Source organism: Bacillus paranthracis (assembly GCF_001883995.1).
GTDB lineage: Bacteria > Bacillota > Bacilli > Bacillales > Bacillaceae_G > Bacillus_A > Bacillus_A paranthracis.
Genome location: NZ_MACE01000069.1, coordinates 73,750 through 100,663 on the forward strand (window position 1 = coordinate 73,750; position 26,914 = coordinate 100,663).

A 26,914-nucleotide genomic window follows, 5' to 3' on the forward strand; every position below is an offset into this window, starting at 1 on the left:
ACAATTAAGTTTTGATTGTCTTTACTTGAATAAACGATGGTAACATGTGTGGCTTTAAAATACAGTTCGATTAAAAATATTGTGTTAAACCGTATTCTATGGTTTCTTATCCGACAGGCTTATGTTTTATAAAAAAAGTTTGATCTTAGCTTATTTATAATTCTTTGATTAAAGAGATAAAGCATCGTAACTTTATTTCAATGCTACATTAAATTTTAGCATAAAGAAATGATCCTCTTAGTGAAAGTTACATTTGAAATAATAAAAAGGTATGGGGTTACGCCCCACACCTTTTTACCAGTAGAAATATTCGTTATATGCTTCGTGTATCAATCACGATCAATGTCACCTTCGATATATTGACTGAGTTTATCCTTAATTGCCGCACTTTCTGGAGTTAATTCTGCTACTTTACGATTATGAAGACGAGAGCCACCTTCGAATTCATCTAAAGGTAACGTATTTTCATCATCTTGAGGAACGGTAGCAGCCATTTGTTGTAACCATTGCATTGTTAAGTTAGATGTTGTATTTTTACCATTGATTTCTGCAGTTCGTTGAATTTCCTGTTCCTGCTGATTATGGGTCACAGTCGATGTGTAAGCAGGCTCTCTATATTGTGGTGTATGCTTCGCCCTTGGCACTTCTATTGGAGTTTCAGTAATAACTGGTGCTTTGTTGTTAAGTTCAATAGGTTCTCTATGTTTACTTGTATCTGGTACATTTTCTTTTTGAATATCGATTACTTCATTAATTTTTGCAGATTCTGTTTTATTAGAAGTAGCCATTGATGCTGTAGCGTCCTCCTTTTCGAGCTTAGGAGCAGAATTCCTTGAGTAACCTTGAACAGACTGATTATTTGTTAACTCCCCTTCATTGTCAGTATCATCTTCATTACTATAAAAATCGTAAGTATCAGGATTTAACGTTTGTAACCAGCCTTCTATTGCAGTAGGTGCTGTTTTAGGTGTACTTAATTCTTCAATTACAGCTTCTTCACTATCAACATCTGTATCTGTGACATAATCATCATATTTAATTTCCGTATTTAATGACTCTTCACGAATTTTTAACCAATAAGCAGCTGCTTCTGCATCAACTTGAATCTTAGCTGTTTTAAACTCAGAGGCAGGAACAAAGTTAGCATTTACTTGTATCCCTCCTTGAGGAGCATTATCTTTTACAATTTTAGCAGCACACTGGAATGCTTTTTGAATTAAAATGTCATTTTCAGAAAGAATTGGTACCTCTGTTTTCGAATAAGAGTAGGATGTTCTACGAGTACTTTGTGTTTTTGTTTCTGCTGTTACCATATCAATTTCTTGATCACCTTCACGTGCCTCATAAATTGTTTTCGTACCCATTAGCTTACTAAATAATTTAGCGTCTTCATTTGTAACATCACCATAAACAAGTTTATTACGAAATGTACCTAACAGTATATCCATGAATCTTGGGCCATGTTCAATTGCTAATTGACTAATGGTTTGTGCAATAACAATTAAAGGTGCTTTATATTTACGTGATTGAGCAGGAAAACTTTTAAATGCTTTGTAAATGTAATCCGCAAACTCATCGACTAAAACCGGATGGTAAGGAGATACGTTAGGCTTACGACGGAAAACAGCATTCTGCACGGCATATAAACATAATTTACCGAATACATCGGATAGATCAGAAAGTTCCCCTTTCGCTGTGTTGACTAACAGAATACCTCCAAATTCCAAATGCTTCTCAAAATCAAAATCCGATGGACCACATAAAACACGTCGGAGCAGAGGTTGAGCAGAAATATCATTTAATGTGTTTCGTAAACCGCGAACAAAGGTTTCTTGTTTATCAATTATCTTTGGTTGACCATAGTATTTCCCTTCAGTATGATAAACAACTTCCCCTCCCCCACGACCACCAGAAATTTCAGGAACATAATTTAAATCAAACCATTCATCAACTTGTTTCATTATGCGGAAATGATTTCGTTCATCCCTATCTGGAATAGATTCAATATCATTTGGAAGTCGTTCTTTTAATTTGAGATGCATCTCAAATACGAGATTAGCATCATTATACATATCAATTAAATGCTCAAATCTAGCTTCAAAATTAGAATCATGAAGTTTTAGCAAATAAATATGTTGTTTAAGATGGGAACGCTCAGATTGAACGAAGAACGGATTTCCTGCTCCATTATCAGAGAGACCCGTTAATACTGAACATAACATCTCAGCAACTTTATCAACTGGACCACGTACAAAATTTATTGAAGGGGTATCAGGATTTGTTGGGTCTAAATAGAAAATAACACTTTCGGGAATCTTGTGTGCTAATACCAATTTATATACTTTTTCGCAGAAGTCATTAGATGGCTCGATAACTGTAAGACCATTAACCTGCGTTCCTTTTACATCCTCTGAATGATAATCTTTTCTTGCATATAAAGTTTTAAAATTATTAATCATGGAAGCCATATAGTCAAGAATTTGATTGGCAATTGGCAAACCTAGTGCCGCAGATTTACCGGTACCAATGTTACCGATGATCATTATATTAAGCGTTAGAGACTTGCCCTGTATTACTGCCATTTCCCGTGTAGCACTGTTAGGACCAAGAAAGATATCGGGTTCTGGCAATTTTGATGGATTTTTTTCAGTGAAAAATCTGTGTAATGAAGTAGCAAGTTTTCGTTGACGATCATCATTCAAAAAGGAAAGCATCCAACCAGGTATTTTAAATACGTATTCCCATTTTCCGAATTCATCTAAAAGCTCTTTTTTATGTTCATAAAAAATCTTAAAGAGCCATAAGAGTACGAGAATAATAATAATTACAGGTATTGCAAATACAAGGTGCATGATATTACTAAAATTTGAAAGTATAGTATCCTCTAATCCTTTGTCATTTAGTGAAACTTCTCCAGCTTTCGAATTTAAGAATGGAATAAATATTTTAGCTAATGGAACACTAAACGCCCATAAGTACTGGGCAACTATACCAATTAACATCATCGAGAATATAAACCATCTACGCTTTATCTCCTGGTAGGTCTTAACCTTGGTTGATAGTTGCCAAGTATAAATTAAAATCCAAAAACTAAAAAAGGTTTCAATGTAATAATTAGTTTCAAAAGGATTACCGAAGATACTTAAAGTAGGTAACGGAGCTCCCATTTGTATGGACCAGAAAGAAGCGTATTTATATATTCCTCTAAAAGCAAAATACCAAGCTAGCAGAAGTAGTAATGTTATAACATAGTAAGATGAGCGGGCTGCTAAACGATATTTCCAGCTTTTTGTAATATCGATTGTAACTGTATAGGAATTTTTTTTGCTCTTTCCGGCTTTTGGATCCTCCCCATTACCTGGTGCATTATTGAGTTCAGCATTCTTTTGAACTGCATTCTCCAAATTCTTGTTTCACCCTCTCTTTTAACGAATAAAAAGCAGCGGTGAAATTAAGCAATTCAGCAGAAGTAGCCAATAATATATTCTCTGGTGCTATGGAATTGTGATACAAATTAGTAAAAATGGCTTGCTGCCCATGCTCTAATTCATCCGCTTCATATATCCCCAAAATCTTAATTGGGTTTAGTGTTCGGTGTTGATTTTGCATAGCCAACAATCCTGATAATTGCTGTAATTTAAAGTGTGTGTTAACCTCCCCTACCTTAAGTATTGTTAATATACATAATATTTCTAAGTAATCTAAAGATTTTTTTTCTTCATCAGGTGCTTTTTTTCGTAATATCAAAATGTCATCTGTTAGCTCAAGTAGTTTAGAATGTTGAATCCCTTTCGCTTGAATTTCATTTTTATTAGAAATCCACTCTACTGAATAAGGGAAAGAAGAATTTATGTTTAAACGTTCAGCGATTTTTTTGAGCAAATGACTTTTGTTTAAACTATTAATCTCGCGAATTTCATGAAGAATATTATTTATTACAAGTGCAGATCCACCCATATTGCTTACGTAAACATTTAGGTTATTCACTACACTTAAACGTGGTATATTGCTGAATGCCTTTTTTAAATTTGTTACACGTGTAGTTCTTTTTTTGTAAGTAGAAATTGTGTGATAGGAATCATCGATTACTGAAAATAAAACGTAAAACTGTTTAGACGGATTAGAAGCAGCGATATCAAGATATTTTTTTAGTTTGTTTTCTAGAAATGGAATGTTTTCCGTCCCTGTATCAACTTCAATATTGATAATAGAATCATTACATGTAAGAACCCAATCAGGAATGATTAATGGGTCTCCCTTTGGGTCTGGATAAAACTCCTTAGATGGACGAAATGAATAAACGAGTTGAGGTAAGTCTGGTTGGAAGGAAACGGGTTGAAGTTCTGGCTGAAACATTTCGCGATACTCTTCATCTTCATATAAGAAGTAGACATCATTTGAATCGGAATACATTAGGTTGGGTAAATGTAAGTTTTGCTTAACAATTGAGTTTAATGGAAAAAGATAATCGCCATTACCACCTACAATTGCACCGGTATGTTCATTTTGAGATTCTGCTTCAAGTAGATTTAGCACGAATTGTGTAATAGCTATATTGTGTTCATATTGCCTTTTGGTAACAAACGATGTGTTGCAATCAGTAATTAATTTTAAACGATATAATATTTCTGCTCCCTTTGAAGCTATAGAAACGAAATCTAATGTAAATCCACGCTTTTTTCTCACACTTATATTTTCTTTTTTTATTAATTTCATTTTTGCCCACTTAGTTAACTTGGATGAAAATGTAGTTCGACTTATAGGCTCCCCACTTATTAATTCATAAAATTTTCGTAATTGAATTTGAGATACTGTTCGTTGTTCATATAAAAATAAGACTGTAAAAATGTCAGAACGATTAAAATAAACTCCACGGTCATTCTCTCCGACGATATATTTAACGGCATGATCAAATGATTTTTTCAATTTAAAACACTCCCTTGATATGGAAATAATATACGGAAATCTGCATAAAAACGGGTGCAATTGTCATGAAATGAAAGTAATTAATGTTGGATAAATTAAGCAGTTCAGTACATAAAAATGATTAGTGTATATTTTAACTGAAATTTACAAAAAAGTAACTCATTATCCCCTATGAACTCTCGATTTAAAAACACATATTATTTCGTCAGGTGTGGGTAATTAAATTCAATGATATCAAGTGGAAAATTACAGTTAGAGTTCGTCATTTGTACTTCGACATAGATAAAAGAACATATGACGAACTCTAATGATGAAAAAAGGGTTCGTCATATGTATCTCGTTATATATGTGTAGAGTAACAAAAATAGATGAAATGTACAGTGAATATTCTTTTGCATAGATGATATTATGTGTTAAACAGAATTGTATTTAATTCTATAGAGCTATTTGTTTATCAGAAGGAAAAATCACATCATAAAAGAAATAAGTAAATAAACATAATAAAGTAAATGAAAATTGTGTATATTTCATATTTTGCATGTTACAATTTGATTTAAGGGGTGAAAAAATGCGGAATTGGAACATAGAATATGGGTTAATAACAAAGATAATACAAAGTGAATTTGAAACGGACTTTCTTTATACCCAAGTAATTAATACATTAAGTAACGAACATGAGATAATCCCAATAAAGTTTGCAGCTCTAGATCCTTATAAAACGTATAATATGGCACAAGTCAGTAGAATTTTGAGGATAAAATCTAACCAATTAAGATATTTAATCAACAAATACGGTGAATACATCCAATTAATAAAAAAAAGAGCTAAATATGCTATTTCATTTAAAGCTTTATACAGGATATATTTGGTGAACCTATGTTTAACAAAGAAATTAATTAGTTTAGGTGAGTTTAACAAAATCATGACTACACATGTTAGTTATAGCGATTATATTGATATGAAATTGACAAGTTATACTGACAAGTTTGTAGAACTTAACTATAAAACTAGCCAATTGAATGAAAATGAATCAGAATTTTATGTGTTATTCCTACAAATATCAGAAATAACTACGGAATTAATAAAAGAAATAGCTGAATATAATATGACATTAACATCCCCTTTCCATTCTGTTGACAACAGAGAGAGAAATAAGTTGGTAAATAAGAAACGAGATCATGAAGTTCTTTTCAATAAACTAAGTATTGTATATAAAAATTTATAATTAGAAGAGTAATACTTTAATAAGTATTACTCTTTTTTTATAGACTTATCTATAACGTGTATATATAAGACTTACAAATAAGACGTATAAAGGTTTGTGGTGATATTATATTGACATGAAATTTATATAAAAGTGGATAAAACCTTTATTTTTAGGTGTTTGTACATAAGTCTTATATATAGTGCGTTTATATAGGTTGTATATGTACGATAGAGGGGTTATTAGTACTATATTTTAGATGTATCAAATGGTAATAATATAAATCTGGATAAAAATCTACATAAATACTGTCTTTTTATTAAGTATCCGATAGTTATTGTTAGTTATATGAAATCTAGTATTAACATGTTTTGTTTACTACGTATATAAAGGATTTACATGTACGTCTTATATGTAAAGTGGTGATAGGTAAGAGTTTAATGTATTTTTTTGAAATGAAAGTCTTATATAAGTCTTGTATATAATAACCTTATATAAGACTTATATATAATGACTTGATATACGTCTTATAATAAGGTAATATGTTTTTAGGAATAATTAACCAACGTTTTAAGGGGGGGACAACTTGAACGAGGTATTAAGTGAAAAATATAAACAGAATAAATTTACTCCTGAAGTTGTAGAAATGTTCGCAGACATTATTGAAGAAGACGAAATACTGTACAATGTATTTCATTACATAGGATCTCAAGTAAACAAACAATACCAAGAGACGAAGTATATGAGAGGTATTTCAATAAATGAGATAGTAGAAAATGTTGTTATTGATAGGAGAGTAAAGAAACCTAAGGGAAAATCCTATTCGTTAGAAATTGAAAGGACTAATATTTCTAGAAGATCAGCAGAGGGAAGTGTGGGTACTTTAGCTGCCATGTCATTAATAACAGAAAAAATTATGCATCCGTATAAGTTTTTAATTTCAACAATAAGAGGACAACAGATTTTAATTGAATTAGAGAAACGTAAAAACAAGTAAAAAGAACGAAGGAGAGATGGAAAATGGCAAAAAACTTTCTGAAAAACGAAGTTGCTGTAAAGATGACTATGGTTGGTTTTGGGCAAGCCGGAACTAGAATGGTAGATAAGTTTGCTGAGTATAAACATACAGATGGTACAGCAGTATATAATTGTCTTGCATTAAATAGTAATGACGGAGATTTAGCTGAACTTAAGAATGTTCCAAAAAGTAACCAGGTTTCACTAAAATTAGGTGGTTTAGGTAAAAATCCTGAACGTGCTGTAAAGGTTTTAGAATCTAATGATGATGCTAAAGATAAATTAAAAGAGTTTATTACAGAACGTGTAAGACCATCTGATGAATTAGTGCTATTTTTTGCTGGTTTAGGCGGTGGAACAGGTACATCTACAATTATTAAGGCAATTGAGGAATTCTCTGCTTTCCATAATAAGCCTGTTATCGCGGAAGAACTTAAAAGTATGGCAATGAAAATCCCTAGAGAAGAACTAATAGCAAATCAACAAAAGTATGCAAGAATTGCTTTCAATAATGCAATTGAACGTAAAGATTTCATTAAAATGGGTATTGTAGTTACACTTCCAGTTAGAGCTGATGGACCAGACGTACTAAGACAAGTAAATAAATTCTCACAAGAAATTTGGAAATTAGCTAATGATCCGGCTAAAGGTGTAGCGTTTGTTGTGTTTGCAGATAATCAACATTTTTATGATGAGTTTAAAGGATTAAATGAAAATGAGAAAAAAGGAATTGCAAACTCACGTGACTATGCAAACCAACGCATTGGAGATATTATTCATGAGTTAAACACAGCTGCAAATGGCTCTGGAACGTCTGTAATTTTAGATTCTCAAGACTTTAAACGAATTCTGCTAGAAAGAACTGGCTGCTTGGTAATTAATAAGGTTTCACGTAACATGAGCCAAATTGAAAATAGTAAAGAAATTGTAGATATGTTCTCAGAATCATTAAAAGGAAGCTCATTCCACCATCCAATTGATCTAATGAAAACAAATGAAAATGGAGATTTAGAGGCATCTAAAGTGCATCATTTTGGTATGTTGGCAATTTTAGATGAACAAAAGAATATTGATGATTCATTTATGGATGATGCTAAGGTAGAAGTAACAAATAAACTACCAATCAATGGAACTGTTTTTAATGGATATCTAGTTAGTAAGAATGACTTTATGGGTAGCGTGTATACTTTCTATAAAACAGATGCACTACCATCTCGTTTATCTAAAGGATTAGTCGAGGAATACAATGAATTTAAAGAAAAGCAAAGTCAAATTCAATATACAAAGTCTCAAATTACAACTATTGAGGAACAAGATTCAGATGATGATTTCCACATTAATTTTGGTGATTATTTAGAAATAGAACCAGCTAAAGATGACGAAAAGAATGTACAAAATGATGAAGAATTAGCGGCATTTATGGATCCCGATAAAATGTTTGGAGCAAAATAAAAAATAAGCCTGGAAAATTCCAGGCTTATTTTTCTATATTCATTGTATTTTGTATATACTCAATCATGTTTTCATCAATATAGTTTTCAATGAAAAGTTGTTTCCGCGCAAGATCTTCTTCTTTTTTAAACCAACCAACCTTTTTAATTCGGGTGTCTTCAGGAAGGCTATTCCACTCTTTTTCAGCCTGTTTTCTTAACTCTGTACGCGCTCTGTGCTGAATAATCATATTATCTAGTCTTTCTTGTCTTTGACGCTCTTTTAAGGTTTCAGGGTCTTCTGGTTCAGGTAACGCAGAACGCACAGCTTCCTCCAATTTTTCTCTATACTCCATTTCAATGCTCTGTAAATGCAATTCAAGCTTTTGTTCTACTATTTTTTCGATTGTTGCAGCTGCTTCATGTATGTTTAATTGAGCTGAAAGTTCACTGGTTTGATTTTCTGGTGAAACGGGCCTTAGTTCAAATTGATGTGGTAAAAGTTCAATAATTGCATCTAGTGACCATTTTTCGTCTCTCTTCTGCTTGATAAATAAAGCAATATCTAAATCGAGACTATTATATAATTTTTCATTTGTATTATTGGTTCTAAGAGTCCCATGTAACCCTTTTTCTTCTAAGGTATTGAACCAATTATATACCGTATTGTGATGGCGACCTACTAACTTTGAAAACTCAGTTATTCGCCATGCTTTTTCAAAAGCGTCTTCATGAATAAAGTTTTTATTAGTTTCTTCACCATTTTCAGTGGTAGTTTGCTGTTCTTGTTCAATCATTGTTATACCTCCTTGGAATTTAATCGTAGAAAGTGAAATTAACATAGAAAGTGGAATTGACATGTTAAGTACTTTTCGGCAATACTAATTAAAATACCTTTATAAAATGAAATTAACATCAAATATAACATTAACATGTAATGAATTAATGGTTAACATGACATTAATGTTTGTGCGATATTGACATAATAATGTTAATGTCATGTTAATGTTTTGTTATTTGTAATGCGTTATTTGGAGTGTTAATCCGCTTTATTGTTGCTATGAAATTAACAAATTAGTCTACAATATATTAATGATAAGTAAATAAAAGTGATTTGTAAATAAATTATAAAGATATAATATTAAACTTATAATATAAAAAACTAAAAGTTTATGTATAAAACAAATAAAAAAAGCCCATACTTGATAGTATAGGCTTTATTATTTAATTAATAATGCTAGGTAGTATGAATCTAAAGTCTGAATAATGAATCGGCTGTAACGGCTCAGTAGAATTAACACCAAGGTTATTGTAATAATCTTCATGTACTATACTAATTGGCTTTTTCTCACCATTAAAGCCGATCGAAATTAAATCGCAGTTTATAACTTTTATAGAAGTATAAAGTAATTGTACATTAAAACCGAATTTTATAATTGAGTCTTCAGGTTTAACTGATGGATCTGGTGTTGTAATATCCTCAGTTTGTATTAAGATTTGTGCGTTGCCTTCGGATTTTTCTTCATTTTCTATAGTGATCGCGTTATTATTTAATGTAAAGATACCGGTAGGTTTATTTGATGTAAATAGCATTATTTGTTCTAGAGCCTCTAATATCTCACGTTTGTTAACTAAAATTACATTTTCATAGAGTGGAGAAAGTAATCTAACTAAGACATCTGGATAATCGCCCTCAAGTGTTTGGGTTCTAAATGTTTCAGTATCACTTGATAAAATAAATGTATTATCAAGTTTGCTCAGTTTAATTGATTTTTTTATATCGAAACTATTGATAGCTTCTTTTAAAGCGATGGCTGGAATTGTCATTTTAATTTCTTCTTTGAAGGCTGTCTGTAATTTAATAGCTTTATACGCTAGTTGATGGCTATCTGTAGATCGAAAGGTCATGAGATTCTCTGATACAGTTAGGTGAATACCTTTTAAAATAGGTCTTTGATTTGAAGTAGATGCTGCATAGCAGACGCTGTTTATAGCTTCTTCTAATATAGAACACTCTATATCAGCGAAATATTCCGCTTGACTCGGTTTAATTACAGGATAATCGCTTACTTTAAAGATATTAAGAGTGAACTTGCTTTTACCAGAAATTAGTTGAAGAATATTTTTGGATAGTTTTAGTTTAATAGGTTCTTTTGTTAATTTTTTTGCGACATCTACTATTTTCTTTTCAACTAATACTGTTCCTTCTGCTATCACCGATACATCTTCATCGCAAAAAACAATACGCTCAATTGTTTCTTTTGAATTTGTGGCAATAAATCGCAATTTATCCGTTTCAGCTACAATCAAAATACTCTCAAGAATAGGTTCTTTTTTGTCTTTACCTGCGAATTTCACCACGCTAGATAAGTTTTCGACTAATTTAGATTTTGAAATTTCGATGTGCATAATTAATTCCTCCTCAAAAGTTTAAAATGTTAATGTTATGTCAATCTCTAAGAGATTCCGTTGATATAACATTGATATTTTGGTGTTTTACCGTTCTTAACATGTTAATTTCAGTTGATATGTTAATGACAAAGAGTCGTTCTAATTCATTGAATTCCGTCCGATGTTAACATGAAATTGATAGTTAGATTGCACTTTTACTTTGTTTTAAATAGCTACCTGTATATTCAACAGCTGCTTCGTTCATAAATCGAATAGTAGTTTTAAAATTATTAAATTGTTGATTACAGCATCTTGATAACTCATTTAATATAAGTTTTTCAGTATTTGAATTAGTGGCCATTACTGCAATTTCTGCAGAATGTTTTATTATAGAAATGTAAAATTCTAATTGTTTTTCATTTAATTTTTTAAAATCGCGTTGCTTAGGGTATGAAGATATTAATATTTCTTTTCGATCATCAATATTGATTTTTAACGCTTTTTCATAATTGTTTACGATGTTCCACAATTCATTGTAATTGCTATTAGATGGTGGAGTTGTATTACTTGTTTGTTGGTGGTTCGGATTTAAGCATAGATATAAGCCAATCCCAATAGATTCGCATGCCTTTACAAATGCTCTAGCCATTGCTGATTTTTCATCATCGCCTAAATCACAAATTTGTCCCACAACTCCATTTTCTATATTTTTTTCTTTATTAGAAAATCTGTTCAATTTCTTTGCATCTGTGCCATAAACAATTCTTTTCTCGCCACCCCATTCTGAAAAGTCTAATGTTAACTTACATGTTGTTCTTGCCCACATAATAGGGGGGACGCTACTTGGTTCTGCATAAAGTTCTTGAATCGGATATTCAATTGAAAATCCGTAAACACCTAAAATCTCTATTAATCTCTTTCTAGCTTGATAATGAGGAATGTATGGTTTACCATCTTTGTATTTCAATTCATTCTTTTCAAAGGGAGCTAATAAAGCGTCGTGTACATCTTCTAATCTTTGGTATTTTCTCTTTTTGAACATCTTTTTTCCTCCTTTTAAACACAAAAATGCCCTTCGAAGGAATCGATTTTTTTACACGAAGTAAGTGTAATAAAATCGATTACCCGAAGGGCATGAGTGTTTTTTGAAATAAAATAAAAAATAATGGTACATTTTAAGTATATGTTTTGTAGTCAGTATTTTCAATTTATTTTTTCGAGAGAAACACTTAGTAATTTGGTAGAAAAAGAATATTCTTATTATGACAAGGAATTTAAATAGTTCGTTAACAATTTGAATAATGGAAGGAGGGGGAAGGTTGCTTATTGATACATTGAAGCCAGAAAATGATTCTGAAATATTGGTGCTTTGTAGAAAAAGATTAGGAATTAAACAAAACGAATTAGCTAAAGAATTAGGAGTGACTCCTAGCCATTTATCCAATATAGAAAATGGTAAGTATGAGCTTTCATACAAAATGAGGAAACAGTTATGTCGTTTATTAGAGGAATTTAATTTGAGTAGAGAGCAAGGTGGTGCTTGAATTGAAAGTTCTAGTTTTAAAATCAATTGCTACCGAATTAAAAAAGGTTATTGAAGAATTTTTTCCTGGTGATGAGATCATTGAAGTTACGTATACCAACATAGACGATTATAATGAAGTTTTTGCAGTTTTCGTGGATTCAGAAGAAATAATAGGCGAAAATGGAAGCAGTTATATTGCAATGCTGCGGCAAAACTTAAGAGCGAATTACAAGATATGCTTAGCTGATGAATTAGATAGTTTAGAACTAGATCTTATAACACATCCTTTTAAAGTAGTTGATAATACACCCGACAGTTTACATTCTTATTTACAAAAAATAATTATGGTTAACTCAAGAAGCGATGTAGGTGAGGGAGACCAGGAGAATTCCGGTAGTAAAGAATCGCGTGATAAAAATAATGAAGATATAGAAATAGAATCTCATATTATAGAGGAAGTCAAAATACGAAAATTAAATACTGATAAAAATGAACAGGATAATATTGTTCAAAATGAAACCAAAGCAATCGAGAAATATAATGATGGAAATGTAGCTGCTAGTAAAGAGAATTATTTAGAAAAACCTCTTGAAAATCAAAATGCTAACAATTCTAAAGATGATATATGTAGTAGAGAGGGTACTCCGGTAAGTGAAGAAATTAAAAAAGAAACTATAAAAAGGGAAAGTGTACTTGCAATAAGTGAAGAAACATATGAAAAAGCAATATTAAACCTTAGAAATTATATAAATATCCCTGTTCATAGAAGAAAACTAATAGGTGAAAAAGTAATTGGTGTATGGTCACCTATTAATCGTGTAGGCGTTACAAGCTTTTTGACTAACCTCGCCGTGTTTATGGCTAATTACTCAATTTCAATTTCTGTGTTAGAAGGTGTATCAAATACACCAAAATTATATTCTTATGTTCAAAAATTTTTGAACATAGATGAACGTTGGATATCATTAAGTGATTATTTAATTAACCCTAATTTAACAACACAACACATTCCACTTCATTATAAGGGAGTAACCTTTTTCCCTTTTAATCGCAATAATTATAAATGCTTTACAGATAACATAATGAACCGCTATTACATTGAAGGACTACGTTTTTTTGATTTAGTCTTTTTAGATATTCCTTCTGGTCCTATGGTAAAGCATACACTTGAAAGTTTAAAACACATTGATGAATTATGGATCCTATGCAATAACGATGTATATAATTATAATCTTGCCTCGAAATTTATTACTCAAAAAATAAATCCTAAAGTTGAAACTAAACTCATCTTTATAGATCAGTTTGAGTTTAGTAAACCAAAAATAATTCAGAAAATGTTTGAATCTGATATTTTGTTTGAATTTCCTTCTATTTTTGAGGAAGTAGCTAAAATACAATACTCTAATAGACTTTTTGTTGAGGATGATGCTACATTTGCAAAGTTAAAGCCTGGATTCGAACATATTATGAATTATTTAATATCAGAATCGAATTTTAAAGGCAGTTATAACGATGAGTCTAATGTAAAAAGGATTTGGAATGTAATGAAAAAAATTATTATTAATCCCTAGATTAAATTAGGAAAATTTAGTATATTCGTAATATACTCTTTCAATTTTTTGTTTTATTTTCTAGTGATTACATAAAGCCCTTCGGGTTACGGATTAAATTACACTATTGTGTGGTATTTAACCTCCGTATTCCAAAGGGCTTTTTTTATTAATTTAATGGAAAAGGAGAGATATTATGTCGATAGAAAAATTAGCGGTAAGTAGAGTTTTAAGGCCTGCAAGAAGTATGAGTAAAGGTAGCAATGAAAGATGGTTTGAATATTATAGAACAACTTGCCCAATATGCGGTCATCAAGGATGGTGTAGTGCGATCCGTTAATCTATAAGTTCCATATCAACATGGTAATGTCATGTTAATGGAATGAAATGATTGGGGTTCTTTGATAAGAGCTCACAACTAATTATTCGAAAAGTGGAATGAAAGCCGTCATGTTGAGCTGAAACACTTTCCCTAATACTCCTACGTGCGTCAAACTGTGATAGCGGTGAGAGGTACGAAGCTAGGTGAAGTCGCCTGAATTTAATCTGGAGCCACTTGGTGAGAAGGTATGATTAAAGATAGGGCGGGGGGCTATAAGATTCCTATGGTTAGAATGTGTAAAGGTAACACTGACAAAGTGGCGAATGTACAGGTCTAGAAGCCTACGGAATACGAAAGTTTCCGCAATCCAAAGAGATTGGTAAATTACCGATGAGTAAGCTTTGCACCCATGAAAATCGGGATAGCAAACAATGATGCTATAAGATTTACAGGCCTAAAGTCACGACCTAAGGGAATATATGTACAGCTAGGATAATTGGAACGGAGAAAGCAACGAACGTCTATTTCAACGACTATCATCGGGGCGGTTACTATAAGGAAAAATTAATTTTCCGAAATGTATTTATCGTTGTGAGAGTAGGGCCACAGTACCAAAGAAACGTCTAATAAACGTGGAGGGATGGGCCTAAGTCTAACTAGTTTATAACCTAAAGTAATACCTTAAGACGAAGTTCAGCGGTCGAGTAGGAAAGTGGGAGACATCTTCATTACATGAGAAATTGAAAGGAGATGCCACACTGAACACGTCATTACGACATTGGGAATATTACGGTATGCATACTGTATTTGATAATTTATACAAGTCGAGCACAGAAAATCAATCATTTCGCAAACTATACAGAATTATCATTTCCGAAGAGAATATTTTACTTGCATATCGTTCAATCAAATCAAATAAAGGGTCAAAAACGGAAGGTACTGATAAATTTACCATCGATAACTATAAAGGAATGACAAAAGGTGAGTTTATTCAATTTATAAGAGATGATTTAACGAATTATAAACCTAAAGCAGTTCGGAGAAAAATGATCCCTAAACCTAATGGAGAAAAAAGGCCATTAGGTATACCTTGCATGAAGGATAGGCTAATACAGCAAATGTTTAAGCAGGTTTTAGAACCAATAGCTGAAGCGAAATTTCATAAACACAGTTATGGTTTTAGACCAATTAGAAGTGCTAACCATGCTATTGCTAGGTGTGCATCTCTCGTAAACAGATATCAGCTTAATTATGTCGTTGATATTGATATTAGAGGTTTTTCGATAACGTAAATCACACCCTACTAATGAAACAACTGTGGAATATGGGAATTAAGGACAGGATAGTTCTTAAAATTATCATGAAGATGTTAAAAGCTCCAATAAAAGGTGAAGGGTTGCCTAGTAAAGGAACCCCACAGGGTGGAATACTTTCTCCGTTACTATCCAATATTGTCCTTAATGATTTAGATCAATGGGTATATAGCCAATGGGAAGGTTTTAAAACGAAGCGGGAATATTCTGGTGATAATAAGAAGAATAGAGCTTTAAAAACCACAAACTTAAAAGAAGGCTATATTGTGAGATATGCGGACGATTTTAAAATATTTGCGAGGGATTGGAAGACAGCACAAAAATGGTACTACGCTGTACGCTTATACCTAAAAGAAAGACTGAAACTAGATATTTCGCTTGAAAAATCTAAAGTTATAAACCTTAGAAGGGGTTATTCGGAATTTCTAGGATTCAAAATCTGTGCAAAGGTTAAGGGGAGTAATAATAAAGGCAGATTAAAGTATGTAATGCAGACTAATATTAAGAATAAAAAGAAGCAAGAGATTAAGAGCAAGGTAAAGAAGAAAATCAAAAAAATTCAAAAAGAACCAATAGCTGAAAATATCTTGAATCTTAATCAGTACATTGCCGGAATACAAAATTACTTTAAATATGCCACGAATGTTTTTAGGGAACTAAAGGATGTCTCATATAAACTTTCCACGCTCATGTACAATCGTCTGAAGGATATTAGTAAGAAAAAATATCCTTTAAATGCTAACCAAACGTATAAGAAGCGATATAGCTTAACTTATAAAACATGGGAAATAGCCGGCGTATATATTTATCCATTACACGATATAAACTATGTAGTTACGAGGTTATTACCTAATAAGTACAATGTTTACACTATAGAAGGAAGAGCAGCGATATATAAAAATCTCGATATGATGGTTAATTCACAACTTGAAGTCTTGAGGAAATCATTAACTCTAAATAATAGTATTGAATTCTATGATAATAGACTTTCAAGATATTCTATGAAAAAAGGAAGATGTGAAATCACAGAAAGATTTTTATATGCTTATGAGGTTCATTGTCATCATTATATCCCATTACATCTTGGCGGTGATGATAGCTACAATAACCTCAGAATTATCCATGTAGACATTCATAAGCTAATTCATGCTACACGGTTAGAAACGATTGAAAAATACATGAAAGAATGGTCGCTAAATGATGAAATGGTTAGAAAGATAAACCAATATCGTAAGAAATGTAATCTTAAGGCTATCACAATGAACTAGTTAGATGGCGCGCCGTATGCGGGGAAACTCGCCTGTGCGGTGCAGAGCGGGGGAAAAGCTGGAGATAGCATCAAAAGCTTACCTATCACTATTGGTAAATGAAACTGAAACAAAAATAATTTGTGGGCGAATAGAATCTGATACTAAATTAGGTGAAGCTGGCTATTTGCATATAGTCAATGAAAAACAAAAAAGGGGATATGATTTTTCGCCGGATCAGATGGTAAAAGAACATAAAAAGAAAAATGATTATACTTTAGATGTTTTATATTACATGTTTCTGCAAGAACTAGAACTACGAGAAGAACATATTGAAATGTTGACTGGTCCTGAACGTAGGATTGCAATAGAAACAATAAATATACGAAATTATAAAAGTTTTCCTATCAAACCATGGGATGTAACGAAAGAAATAATCAAGAAAGCTGGCGGTAAAACAAGTTTGATTGTAGGGATCCCGGGATTCTATGCAAAAGAAACAAAGGAAGGAAGGTATTTTACATTTGCGGGTAGGAGAGATTCTCTCTTAATTCCACAAAGGAATATTTATAATCAAATATGTGGTTTTCAGTATAGAATTGATAATCCAAAATATGTGACAGTTGTGAGAGACCATAAACCTAGCTTTCAAGCAGCTGTTATTGAGCAGCCTAATATCATTGAAGTAACTTATAAAATCAATGGTAAGAAAGAGTCGTTGTTTAAAGGTGCAGTAGATGTAAAAGAATGGTATGAAATAGATTACGAAGGCAAGAAAATAGGTGAAGTACAGCTGAAATTGGAGAGTAAATACATTTGGGTTAGCTCCGGTGGAAAGTTTCATGGAACAGGAGCTGGTAACCCATTACCGATACATGTAGCAGTACCAAGTCGAGAGTTGCAATATTGGGAACGTGGAGAATTAATTAAAAAGGATAATGTATGGATCACAGAAGGTAGTTTAAAGGCTGATATATCTGCAGAAAACTTAGACGAACTTCTAACCAATGAGGAGAAGTTAATGTATGGTACTACAGTTGTATCCATACCAGGAGTAAAAGTTTGGAGAATATTAATTGATCCATTAAAAAAAATGGGGGTTAAGCAGGCGACTTTCGCTTTAGACATGGATATGATTACAAATCCTGACGTTCAAAGAACATTGTTAGAGTGTGCACAAGCATTATATCAGGAAGGTATTAGTATTAATTATGCTAGTTGGGATATCAATCTTGGGAAGGGACTTGATGATTTGTTATTGCAGGATTATATTCCAGCAGTAGAAAAGGTAAGATAATCACTGGTAAAATGGGGTTTTATAATAAAGTTCATGTTTTTTAATTATACAAATAAAGTATGTAATAGTCAATAAATGTAAATAGGGGTTTTAATGGTAAATCATTTTTTACTTTGTTTTAATGGATGTTTTGTAGTAAAAATACAAAGCATCCATCATTTTATACTTGTTCTTCATAATCATCAAGGTTTAGATTGTATATTTAAATTTTGATGATTATGAAGAGTAATATATATGTGAAATGATGTGTAATTATTTTGCTAAGTTTATATAGATATAATTAGTCAAACCACAAGAAAATGATGTATATTTTAATATCTTGGTAATTTTTTTAAATTTTTTGAAGAATTGATTTTACATTTTTTTATAATCCTATATCATATACATACAGGGGAAATTGGAAGATTTTTGAAGAGGAAGTTTCGTATCTATGTCATATCGATGATAGTTTTTAATTACTAAATACTATTCATGTATACGAGGTGAAACAAATGGGGAGACGAGTAAGCGAGAAGAAAACAAAAGAACAATTTTTATATGAAAGAAGAAAGCAATTAGAAATAATGGAAGGCATTAGTAGCATCTGTAAAGGGTGCGATATATATAAAGAGCTGAGAAAAACGAAAGCGCATAAGGAAGTTTCTAATACATGTGCAAAAGAATGTAAGTTAATTAGTAGTGTACAAAAGGAAACAAAGTTGTTTTTAGAAACAATCCGTTAAAAAAGAGAGAGGAGGAATGGGTATGAATCAATCATATAGCAGGATAAATCGTGATGAATCATTAAATAAAACTATAACACAAGGTACTGCTGCAGTAACTATTAGGCCAATGCCTAATACTGAAGAAAACAATAATAATATTAGGGGAATTGGAAATTACAAGGTACTGTCAAAAGAAGAAAGTTTACATTTGTTTAAGCGGTATAAGCATGGAGAAAAAGATCTTCGTGACTATTTGTTCCATGTAAATGAAGGTCTAGTATTATCAATTGCAAGAAATTATAAAAATAAGCATCCTGATATAGAATTTGATGATTTGGTTCAAGAGGGAAATGAGGGAATGTTACGGGCAATGGAAGATTTTAATCCGGATTTAGGATATTGTTTTTCCACATACGCTTTCTGATGGATACAAAAAAGTATGTTAGGAATTATACGTAAAAAAAAGTCTGGGCCTTTTAAAATTCCTACTCATGTAAATCAATTTAATTTGAAATATGTAGAATTGGAAGATAAATATTTACAAAGGTACAATAGGACTCCATCGGTAGAAGAAGTAGTAAAAGAGCTAAATGTAACTAGAGAAACGGTTATAAGGCACAAAGTATATTATAAACGAGCTACTACTATGACTTTGGATATAGATACTATAAATGAAGATGTAGGTATATCAACGCCATTCTTTGATGATAGATCAGCAATACCTTCAACAAATGAGATGATAATAGAGGACTTAAATTACGAGATATGGTTAATATTTGATGAAGTATTAAATCCAAAGCAAAAGATGGTGCTAAATTTATGTTTTGGTCTACTTGACGGTAAAGTGTATTTGCATAAAGAAATTGCAAAAGCACTTATGATTACAACTGAAAGAGTTTCACAAATAAAAGATGAAGCAATAAAAAAATTAAAGAAATGTCAACATAAGAGTGAAATTTTCAATTTACTTCACGAAAAAATGAAAGTGATGGATGAACTTAACATGGCGTGAAAATGAATATTCATATTTGTCAGAAGATACAGTATAATATACATATTGTATCTTTTTATTTTTAAATCTATTTCACAAAATTTTGCCCCTCGGGTAACGTGAATTACAAATTTGTTATTAAAGTTTGTAATAATACGCGACCTTGAGGGGCTTTTTGTGTCTAAAGGAGGAAACTATGTGATGCAGAAAAGAGAAAAAATCTTTAGTTTAAGAAAAGAACTGGGAAAAAAACTAAAAAATAACGGTTTTTCTAAGGAGTTTATGGACATTCAATTAAAGTTTAGAAAACCAATTAATCAGTATTCAACTGCTGAGTTGAAAGAAGAGACTTTAAAAGCATTAATAAAATATTACAGAAGAAAAATAGAACAAGTAACAAGTTATAAAGAACTAGAAGAAATAATAGAAGGAATCCCATTTTCAAGGCAATCAATAGAAATATCAGAGATTGAAGAGGAAGGATACTCAAGTGCAATACACTTATTGACAGACATTAATCCGAAATTAAAAGAAAGACGTAATGATTATAAAGAGAGATTTACAGTTCGAAATTTTAAAGAATTATTACCGATTAATATAAAAGTGAAGAAGTTTTCAAATAATAAACAGCAATTCCTTGAAAAAACAGGAATTGCATTTGGGAAAATCCCTATTCGAAAGAGTGCTCATTTGCGCTCATATAGAATTAAAACGGATTATAAGTCATATAGACTAATTGATTTAGGGACGTTATTAGCCGAGGCATTTCTAGAGAATTCGCTTGAGCTATTTATTATTTCTAACCCCGAGTTGTATGAATATCAGGGGATAAAATTTTGCTTTGAGAACAAGATGGAGAATGGAAATGTCATCGATGTATATGTGGATATGAAAATTGATAATATGAATGCTGAAGGAAGAATGGTTTTTGAGAAGTTGAAAAAATTTAAATATATTAGTGCTAATGCAGAATTAAATATAATTCCTGTAGTTGATGAAACAAGAAGTTTCTATAAACTTTACTTAAATTCAGAGTATAATGTGATCCATAATTTTAACGATCTGCATTATAAAATCATGCTCAGAGAGTTTATAGATAGACAGGAGAATATAAAAAAGCATATTAAAATAAGGGGCGATAAAGCTACGGTTTATGCCCGTTTTTTTGAAACAAAAAAACATATAAACAAATCAACATTTAAGGTAATGAAGAACAATTGTTTTAAGGAGAACTTTGGGTATGTTGAATTAGACAATGATGTTGGTGCGATGTGTTCCTAAGTGAAAAGCTTAGGCTTGATAAAGATACAATTATCAGGAACTGATAAACTGAAAAGTCAAATGATAGGGTAACGCCTTGAAGGGCTTTCCATAATACTCCGACTGGAAACGGATTAGGTAAATAATCTTTTGTCAGAAGCTCGGTGAAGTCGACTGAGATTGTCCCCTAACAGATTAAGCTGAGGAAATGCGAACCAGAGGTGGTCGAGGGCAAGATAGGTCGGTGGTCCCAAATATCTATGATAAGAATGTTCTAAATGTGCTTTAGCACCATATGAACTGACGAAGCTCCGAATGTACGGGTCTAGACGTTGAAGGAATCGAAAGGTTTCTGCCCCCTAAGTAGGTAGTCTATGAGGGTTAGTAAGTTTCGACGTTATGAACGCCCTTATAATGTTACAGGCATTATTGAATAGACAGGCTCATAGGAGATATCTAAGGATATTTATTTGGATAAGTTTATCGGAACACAGGAAGCTGAGTACGAGGAGACTTTACCGTCAATGAATCGGTATTAAGGAAAACTTATAGTGTGAGATTAGCACATAAAGGATAACTTAATTTTAACTCAGTGAAAGTGGTGGCAATATACCAATGAACCCGTGATAATAAGCGGCGGAGGGACAGCCACTAGTCTTACAGAAGGATAACTAATTATTCCCTTATTTAGAATCTAACGATTTCAAGGTTCTCGTATGACTAAGAAAGTGAAATCTCCTACGGGAGTGATTAGCGACTTGGAAAAACGTAAGAAGCTAAGGCATAACGAATACTATGACATTCAAGAAATTTTTGATGAATTGTATTCTCAAAGTCAACAAGGGAAATATTTTAGAAATCTCATTAGCATAATGAAAAGCAAGAAAAATATCCGATTAGCATACAGAAACATCAAAAGAAACGGAGGAAAAGATACAGCAGGTGTTGATGGGATAACCATCAAAGACATTGCTAAATTACCTCCACATGTAATAGTTGAAAATATCGAGAAAATGTTTGATTTTTATGTCCCTAAACCTGTTCGTCGAAAAATGATTCCGAAGGAAAACGGGAAAAAAAGACCGCTTGGCATCCCATGTATGTGGGATAGGTTGTTCCAACAGTGTATTCTACAAGTTTTGGAACCAATTTGCGAAGCGAGATTTCACAACCACTCCTATGGATTCAGACCTAACAGAGGAACCAATCATGCTATTGCAAGAATGTTATTTCTTATAAATCAATGTGGATTGCACCATTGCGTCGATGTTGATATTAAAGGATTCTTCGATAATGTGAATCATGGCAAACTTCTTAAACAGATGTGGACATTGGGTATTAAAGATAAAAAATTGCTTTCCATAATCTCTACCCTAGTCAAAGCTGAAATAGAAGGTGAAGGCATCCCGTCCAAGGGAACACCTCAAGGAGGTATCCTATCACCACTATTATCAAACATTGTACTTAATGAATTAGACTGGTGGGTAAGCAATCAATATGAAACTTTTGAAACGAAACATCAATATACCCAATCAAACAAGTTTAGAGCTTTAAAAAGCACTAAACTAAAGGAAATCTACATTATTCGATATGCTGACGACTTCAAAATACTTTGTAGAACTAGAAACCAAGCAATCAAAACCAAAATTGCTGTAGAAAAATTTCTAAAGGAAAGACTACAATTGGACTGCTCTGAAGACAAGTCCAAAGTGGTTAATCTAAAGAAAAATTGGTCCGATTTTCTGGGTTTCCAGTTAAAAGTTAAGGCTAAAGGTTATAAGGAAACTAAACAATGGGCGAAAACTAATGTGAAAGACGAAAATACAGGGAAATGGAGAACTAAGAACTATGTTAAATCAATTCTAAAGGAACCAAAGTACACTTGCACTAGTCGCATGTCGCCTAAAGCTTTGAAAAAAGCAAAAGATAAAATAACTAAAGCCATTAAAACAATACAGAAGTCACCCACACCAGATAAGGCAAAACTTTTCAACTCTACGGTGATGGGCATTCAAAACTATTATAAAATAGCAACTAATATAACATTAAATCTATCGGAGATTAGCTTTCATTGTCAGAGAGCCATATACAATCGTCTTAGATTGAATACAAAACAAGCTAGCTATAAGGATATGACCAAAATGCAACAAAAGAGGTACAAAGGATATAATCCAAAACTAATCTCTCTCGGTCCAGTGGTACTTGCTCCAATTCATGCACAAAAACATGAAGCTCCAATGAATTTTAACCAAAACATAAGTAATTATACATCTAATGGTAGAAAGCTCATTCATAACAAACTTATGAAAATCGCTGAAACAACCATTGCAGCGATTATGGAACAGTATTTATCGGACAGGAGTATAGAATACCACGATAATCGAATCTCAAAATTTGTTGGTCAACAAGGTAAATGTTATGTAACAGGAAAGTTACTTGGAATAATTGGTTGGCATTGCCATCACATCATTCCATTTCATAAAAATAAAGACGACAGTTACAAGAATTTGGTCATAGTTGAAAACGACATACACCGACTAATTCACATGACGGATGAAGTTAAAATCTATAATCTTCTTGTGATGAATGAGATAAAAGGAGCTAAACTCAAGAGAGTTAACTCGTTGAGAGAAAAAGTAGGGTTAGAACCTATAGACCTAAAGAGTATCAAGAAGAATATCCTAATAGCAAGTTAATGTTTTAGATATTCATTCAAAGAATTCTAAAATTTAGGTTATTTGGAGTAAGAGGGAACGCCGTGTGCGGTGAAAGTCGCATGCACGGTGTGAAGTGGGGGAAAAGGTCAACTTAGTAAAGAGATACATACTAATCACTAGTATCACTGAAAAGTTGTTTGCGGAGGGTGCCGAACCTAAAGACTTACCTATCACTATACTTGATGAAATTCAAAAAAATAGAGAGGGAGTTCTTAGAATTCAAAAAAGTCGTTCCTTTACCTGAGTTGAATGATCATAGCTTTAGGGTAAAAAAATTAGGCAGAATAAAAGCAGATGGTGTATACGTTTCTTCACCGGTCAAAGCACTAATAGTAGATATTGCTGCTCCTAATTCTTTTGCACACGAATGTTTGCATCTAATCGATTATACAGTGATGAAAGATTCAACGCTATTAAGTGAAGGTATTCGGTTTAGACCGATATTAGATAGATATATAGAACTTGTTTCAAAAAAAGTGGATTCATTAGAAAATGGGCACGCTTTTAAATCTCAGTGGTTTAGTAATAAGAAGTATAACAAAGATTATTACTTAGATTATTCGGAGATATTCGCACGTGCTGGGGAGATGTACTTGTTTTATATTGCAAAGATAGAAACATCATTCTTGTATGATAATTATAATTCAATTGTTTTTCCAAAAGATGATGAGTTGATGACTATGATAAGTGATTACTTTAAATGGTTGTTTCTAAAATTAAAGGCTCAGTTACCTAAAAAAGAACGATCTATTATGAAAATCTTAAATGATACGAAATCAAGTGTGGATACATTAAGTGCTGCTCCATTGGAATATGTCATTAACAGTGATGGACAGCTCACGTTGTTTTAATAAAATTATCTGGAGGTGGATAGGAATGCCAACATATGTGTTATATGGAAAAGAAACTTATTTATTAGAAGATAAGGTTAAAGGGATAATTCAGGAATTTACTAATAATACAAAAGAAGATTTAAATGTTGTTGAATTTGATATGGAAGAGGAAACAATTCAAACTGCGATAAATGAAGCAGAAGAGTATTCATTTTTCGGAGGTAAAAAAATCGTCATAACAAGAAACGCGAATTTTTTAACAAGTGATAATAATAAAGAAGTGAATCATGATGTTAATTATATACTCAGTTTTTTAGAGAAGAAAATGGAGGATTCAGTACTAATATTAATTGTTAATCAGGAAAAATTAGATCAAAGAAAAAAAGTAGTAAAAGAATTAAAAAAGAAAGCAATTATTTTTGAAGCAAAGACACTCAATCAGGCAGAAACAGCTACATGGATACTAAAGTATGCAAATAACAAAAACATACAAATTTCTAATGAATCGGTTCAGGAATTGATAGTATCAGTAGGGTGTAATTTAAGATGTTTAAAAAATGAAGTTGATAAGTTGTATGCATATAGTAACGGTGGAAAAGAAATAACTATGGACGCAATAGCAGCGGTCACTGTTAAGAGTCTAGAGCAGTCAATCTTTAATTTGAGTGAATATTTACTAAGTCAAGATACTAATAAAGCAATCGAATTATTTAATGAATTGATTTTGAAAAAGCATAATCCTATTCAAATATTAGCTACCCTTATATATAAATTTGATATGTTATTCAAAATTAAAGTTTTACAGAATTGTACAAAGGATAAAGAGCTAATTGGGATATTAGGTTGCCATCCATATGTATTACAAAAGTCTAAAGAACAAATTAAGGGATTTAATCTTTCAAAAGATGACTTAGGAAATATCTTATGTATACTTACAGAAGCTGATAATAATATGAAAATGGGAAAAGATTCATATCTTACTATGGAAATTTCAATAACTAAAATTTGTGATGTATTAAGAACATCTCTTATAATATAAATTAAAAACTATACTATATATTTTAGGAGGGGGATAATGAGTTATTGTGAATTATGTGGTTCCTTTGTTCGAGAAGGGGATTATGGACAATCAAAGTATATATGTGAGAATATGAATTGCGAAAGAGCGAATCCATATTGGGCTTCTAAAAAAAGAAATGAACTTATTAAACCCTTTTTAGAAGAAATAGAGAAATATAGTTCGTTTAGTCAAGGCGTAATTGATTTCCATGATGTTAGATGGATTGGTGATGGTTCGGCTGAAATTAAACTGAATGATGGAACTGAATTTATGTGCCATGTTAAAAAGGATAAATTTAATCCTTTTGATTTTCCGCATTTTGAAGAACTAGAAATTAATTTGGATGAGGGTGCCATCAAAGAAATAAAAGAAAACATGTCAAATTTAATTAATTTACATGAAGAAATGAGAAAAGTTATTAAAAAAGGGATTAGACAGTAGTTTCTAACAACCTATAATAAAATATTCAACTGTATTACAATTTCAAAAAAGAAGGATAAATGGGGCGACCTGTTTATCCTTCTTTTTGGTTTATCATGCTAAAAAAAATAATATTATCTGTATTTTTCCTTAGTTTTTTTGTGGAAATATCTCATGATTAATTATGAAGGATGAATAATTTAATTACTCTCATTAATGAGGTACTGATAGAAAGGAGGCCATTGTTGTTATATGCAAAATAATAGAAAAAGAAACGTAATTAAAGAAAGGATTAGACAAGAAAAAGAACGAAGAGAGCGATTACTAGCAGAGGAAGAAGAACAATATGAGGATGTCAATAAAGATCCAATAAGTGAGCAAATACAACAAGAGCATTTGGAACAACCGCGGAACCAACGTGAAGAAAGTGTAAATGTGAATTTACCTAAAAATGAATCTTCAAATAGTAACCCAGCTCTTGATTGGATCACTACAATTCAAAATCAGGCAGGCACTTCTGAGAATGATTTAAAAATAAAAGAAGCAGAAGAAGAAGCGATTGAACGTGAAGAAGTAGAAGCGCGTAGAAAAGCAGAGGAAGAAGCAAGAAAACGAGCAGAAGCGGAAGCGCGTAGAAAAGCAGAGGAAGAAGCAAGAAACCAAGCAGAAGCGGAAGCACGTAGAAAAGCAGAGGAAGAAGCAAGAAA

17 protein-coding genes and 3 pseudogenes are annotated in these 26,914 nt (G+C 31.9%); 15 read left to right on the forward strand and 5 right to left on the reverse strand.

What is annotated here, in order from left to right:
• Positions 1 to 329: 329 nt before the first annotated feature.
• Both BAQ46_RS24320 and BAQ46_RS24325 read right to left on the reverse strand, forming a co-directional pair.
• The gene (locus tag BAQ46_RS24320; protein WP_000426526.1) at positions 330 to 3,404 is read right to left on the reverse strand and encodes a type IV secretory system conjugative DNA transfer family protein; all 3,075 of its coding nucleotides are present in this window, start codon (positions 3,402 to 3,404) and stop codon (positions 330 to 332) included.
• Positions 3,376 to 4,926 (reverse strand): replication-relaxation family protein, encoded by a 1,551-nt coding sequence (locus BAQ46_RS24325; RefSeq protein ID WP_071742960.1) that lies wholly within the window; start codon positions 4,924 to 4,926, stop codon positions 3,376 to 3,378. The genes BAQ46_RS24320 and BAQ46_RS24325 overlap by 29 nt, the downstream gene beginning before the upstream one ends.
• Before the next feature lie 538 nt (positions 4,927 to 5,464).
• Between BAQ46_RS24325 and BAQ46_RS24330 the strand changes: the two genes are divergently transcribed.
• The 3 genes from BAQ46_RS24330 (at position 5,465) to BAQ46_RS24340 (ending at position 8,599) form a co-directional block, all read left to right on the forward strand.
• Positions 5,465 to 6,151, forward strand: coding sequence for a hypothetical protein (locus BAQ46_RS24330; protein ID WP_025921769.1), 687 nt, complete (start codon positions 5,465 to 5,467; stop codon positions 6,149 to 6,151).
• A gap of 565 nt (positions 6,152 to 6,716) precedes the next feature.
• Positions 6,717 to 7,127: a hypothetical protein gene (locus BAQ46_RS24335; RefSeq protein WP_001006724.1), complete on the forward strand. Its 411-nt coding sequence runs from the start codon at positions 6,717 to 6,719 to the stop codon at positions 7,125 to 7,127.
• A 23-nt stretch (positions 7,128 to 7,150) separates the two neighbouring features.
• Positions 7,151 to 8,599 (forward strand): FtsZ/tubulin family protein, encoded by a 1,449-nt coding sequence (locus BAQ46_RS24340; protein WP_001097018.1) that lies wholly within the window; start codon positions 7,151 to 7,153, stop codon positions 8,597 to 8,599.
• 25 nt (positions 8,600 to 8,624) lie between these two features.
• Here BAQ46_RS24340 and BAQ46_RS24345 read toward each other — a convergent pair whose 3' ends face one another.
• The 3 genes from BAQ46_RS24345 to BAQ46_RS24355 form a co-directional block, all read right to left on the reverse strand.
• The gene (locus BAQ46_RS24345; protein WP_000572425.1) at positions 8,625 to 9,374 is read right to left on the reverse strand and encodes a terminase gpP N-terminus-related DNA-binding protein; all 750 of its coding nucleotides are present in this window, start codon (positions 9,372 to 9,374) and stop codon (positions 8,625 to 8,627) included.
• Positions 9,375 to 9,801: 427 nt separating this feature from the next.
• Entirely contained in the window at positions 9,802 to 10,986 is a 1,185-nt protein-coding gene (gene dnaN / locus BAQ46_RS24350; RefSeq protein WP_071742962.1) for a DNA polymerase III subunit beta, read from the reverse strand.
• Positions 10,987 to 11,170: 184 nt separating this feature from the next.
• Entirely contained in the window at positions 11,171 to 12,010 is an 840-nt protein-coding gene (locus BAQ46_RS24355; RefSeq protein WP_071742964.1) for a hypothetical protein, read from the reverse strand.
• 277 nt (positions 12,011 to 12,287) lie between these two features.
• Here BAQ46_RS24355 and BAQ46_RS24360 point away from each other — a divergent pair, with 277 nt between their 5' ends.
• The 12 genes and pseudogenes from BAQ46_RS24360 to BAQ46_RS24415 form a co-directional block, all read left to right on the forward strand.
• A complete protein-coding gene (locus tag BAQ46_RS24360) occupies positions 12,288 to 12,512 on the forward strand; it encodes a helix-turn-helix transcriptional regulator (RefSeq protein WP_000904320.1) in 225 nt (74 codons plus the stop codon).
• Positions 12,505 to 14,064 (forward strand): hypothetical protein, encoded by a 1,560-nt coding sequence (locus tag BAQ46_RS24365; protein WP_239534394.1) that lies wholly within the window; start codon positions 12,505 to 12,507, stop codon positions 14,062 to 14,064. The genes BAQ46_RS24360 and BAQ46_RS24365 overlap by 8 nt, the downstream gene beginning before the upstream one ends.
• Positions 14,065 to 15,123: 1,059 nt before the next feature.
• Positions 15,124 to 16,946: pseudogene (gene ltrA, locus BAQ46_RS24370) on the forward strand (group II intron reverse transcriptase/maturase).
• Between the two features lie 34 nt (positions 16,947 to 16,980).
• Positions 16,981 to 18,222, forward strand: a complete 1,242-nt coding sequence (locus BAQ46_RS24375) for a DUF3854 domain-containing protein (protein ID WP_078399686.1) — start codon at positions 16,981 to 16,983, stop codon at positions 18,220 to 18,222.
• A 491-nt stretch (positions 18,223 to 18,713) separates the two neighbouring features.
• Positions 18,714 to 18,944, forward strand: coding sequence for a hypothetical protein (locus BAQ46_RS24380; RefSeq protein WP_000533694.1), 231 nt, complete (start codon positions 18,714 to 18,716; stop codon positions 18,942 to 18,944).
• Between the two features lie 22 nt (positions 18,945 to 18,966).
• Positions 18,967 to 19,938 (forward strand): annotated as a pseudogene (locus BAQ46_RS24385) (sigma-70 family RNA polymerase sigma factor).
• A 180-nt stretch (positions 19,939 to 20,118) separates the two neighbouring features.
• Positions 20,119 to 21,198 carry a hypothetical protein gene (locus tag BAQ46_RS24390; protein WP_001171910.1) on the forward strand — a complete coding sequence of 360 codons (1,080 nt, stop codon included), beginning with the start codon at positions 20,119 to 20,121 and terminating at the stop codon, positions 21,196 to 21,198.
• A 695-nt stretch (positions 21,199 to 21,893) separates the two neighbouring features.
• Complete coding sequence (gene ltrA, locus BAQ46_RS24395) at positions 21,894 to 23,873, forward strand: group II intron reverse transcriptase/maturase (RefSeq protein ID WP_013142315.1); 1,980 nt, start codon at positions 21,894 to 21,896, stop codon at positions 23,871 to 23,873.
• 167 nt (positions 23,874 to 24,040) lie between these two features.
• On the forward strand, positions 24,041 to 24,745 hold the full coding sequence (locus BAQ46_RS24400; protein ID WP_239661235.1) for an LPD1 domain-containing protein: 705 nt from the start codon (positions 24,041 to 24,043) through the stop codon (positions 24,743 to 24,745).
• Positions 24,746 to 24,770: 25 nt separating this feature from the next.
• Positions 24,771 to 25,766 carry a DNA polymerase III subunit delta gene (gene holA / locus BAQ46_RS24405; RefSeq protein WP_001143700.1) on the forward strand — a complete coding sequence of 332 codons (996 nt, stop codon included), beginning with the start codon at positions 24,771 to 24,773 and terminating at the stop codon, positions 25,764 to 25,766.
• Positions 25,767 to 25,802: 36 nt separating this feature from the next.
• The gene (locus BAQ46_RS24410; protein ID WP_000119415.1) at positions 25,803 to 26,228 is read left to right on the forward strand and encodes a hypothetical protein; all 426 of its coding nucleotides are present in this window, start codon (positions 25,803 to 25,805) and stop codon (positions 26,226 to 26,228) included.
• A 231-nt stretch (positions 26,229 to 26,459) separates the two neighbouring features.
• Positions 26,460 to 26,914: pseudogene (locus BAQ46_RS24415) on the forward strand (hypothetical protein); the annotation flags it as partial.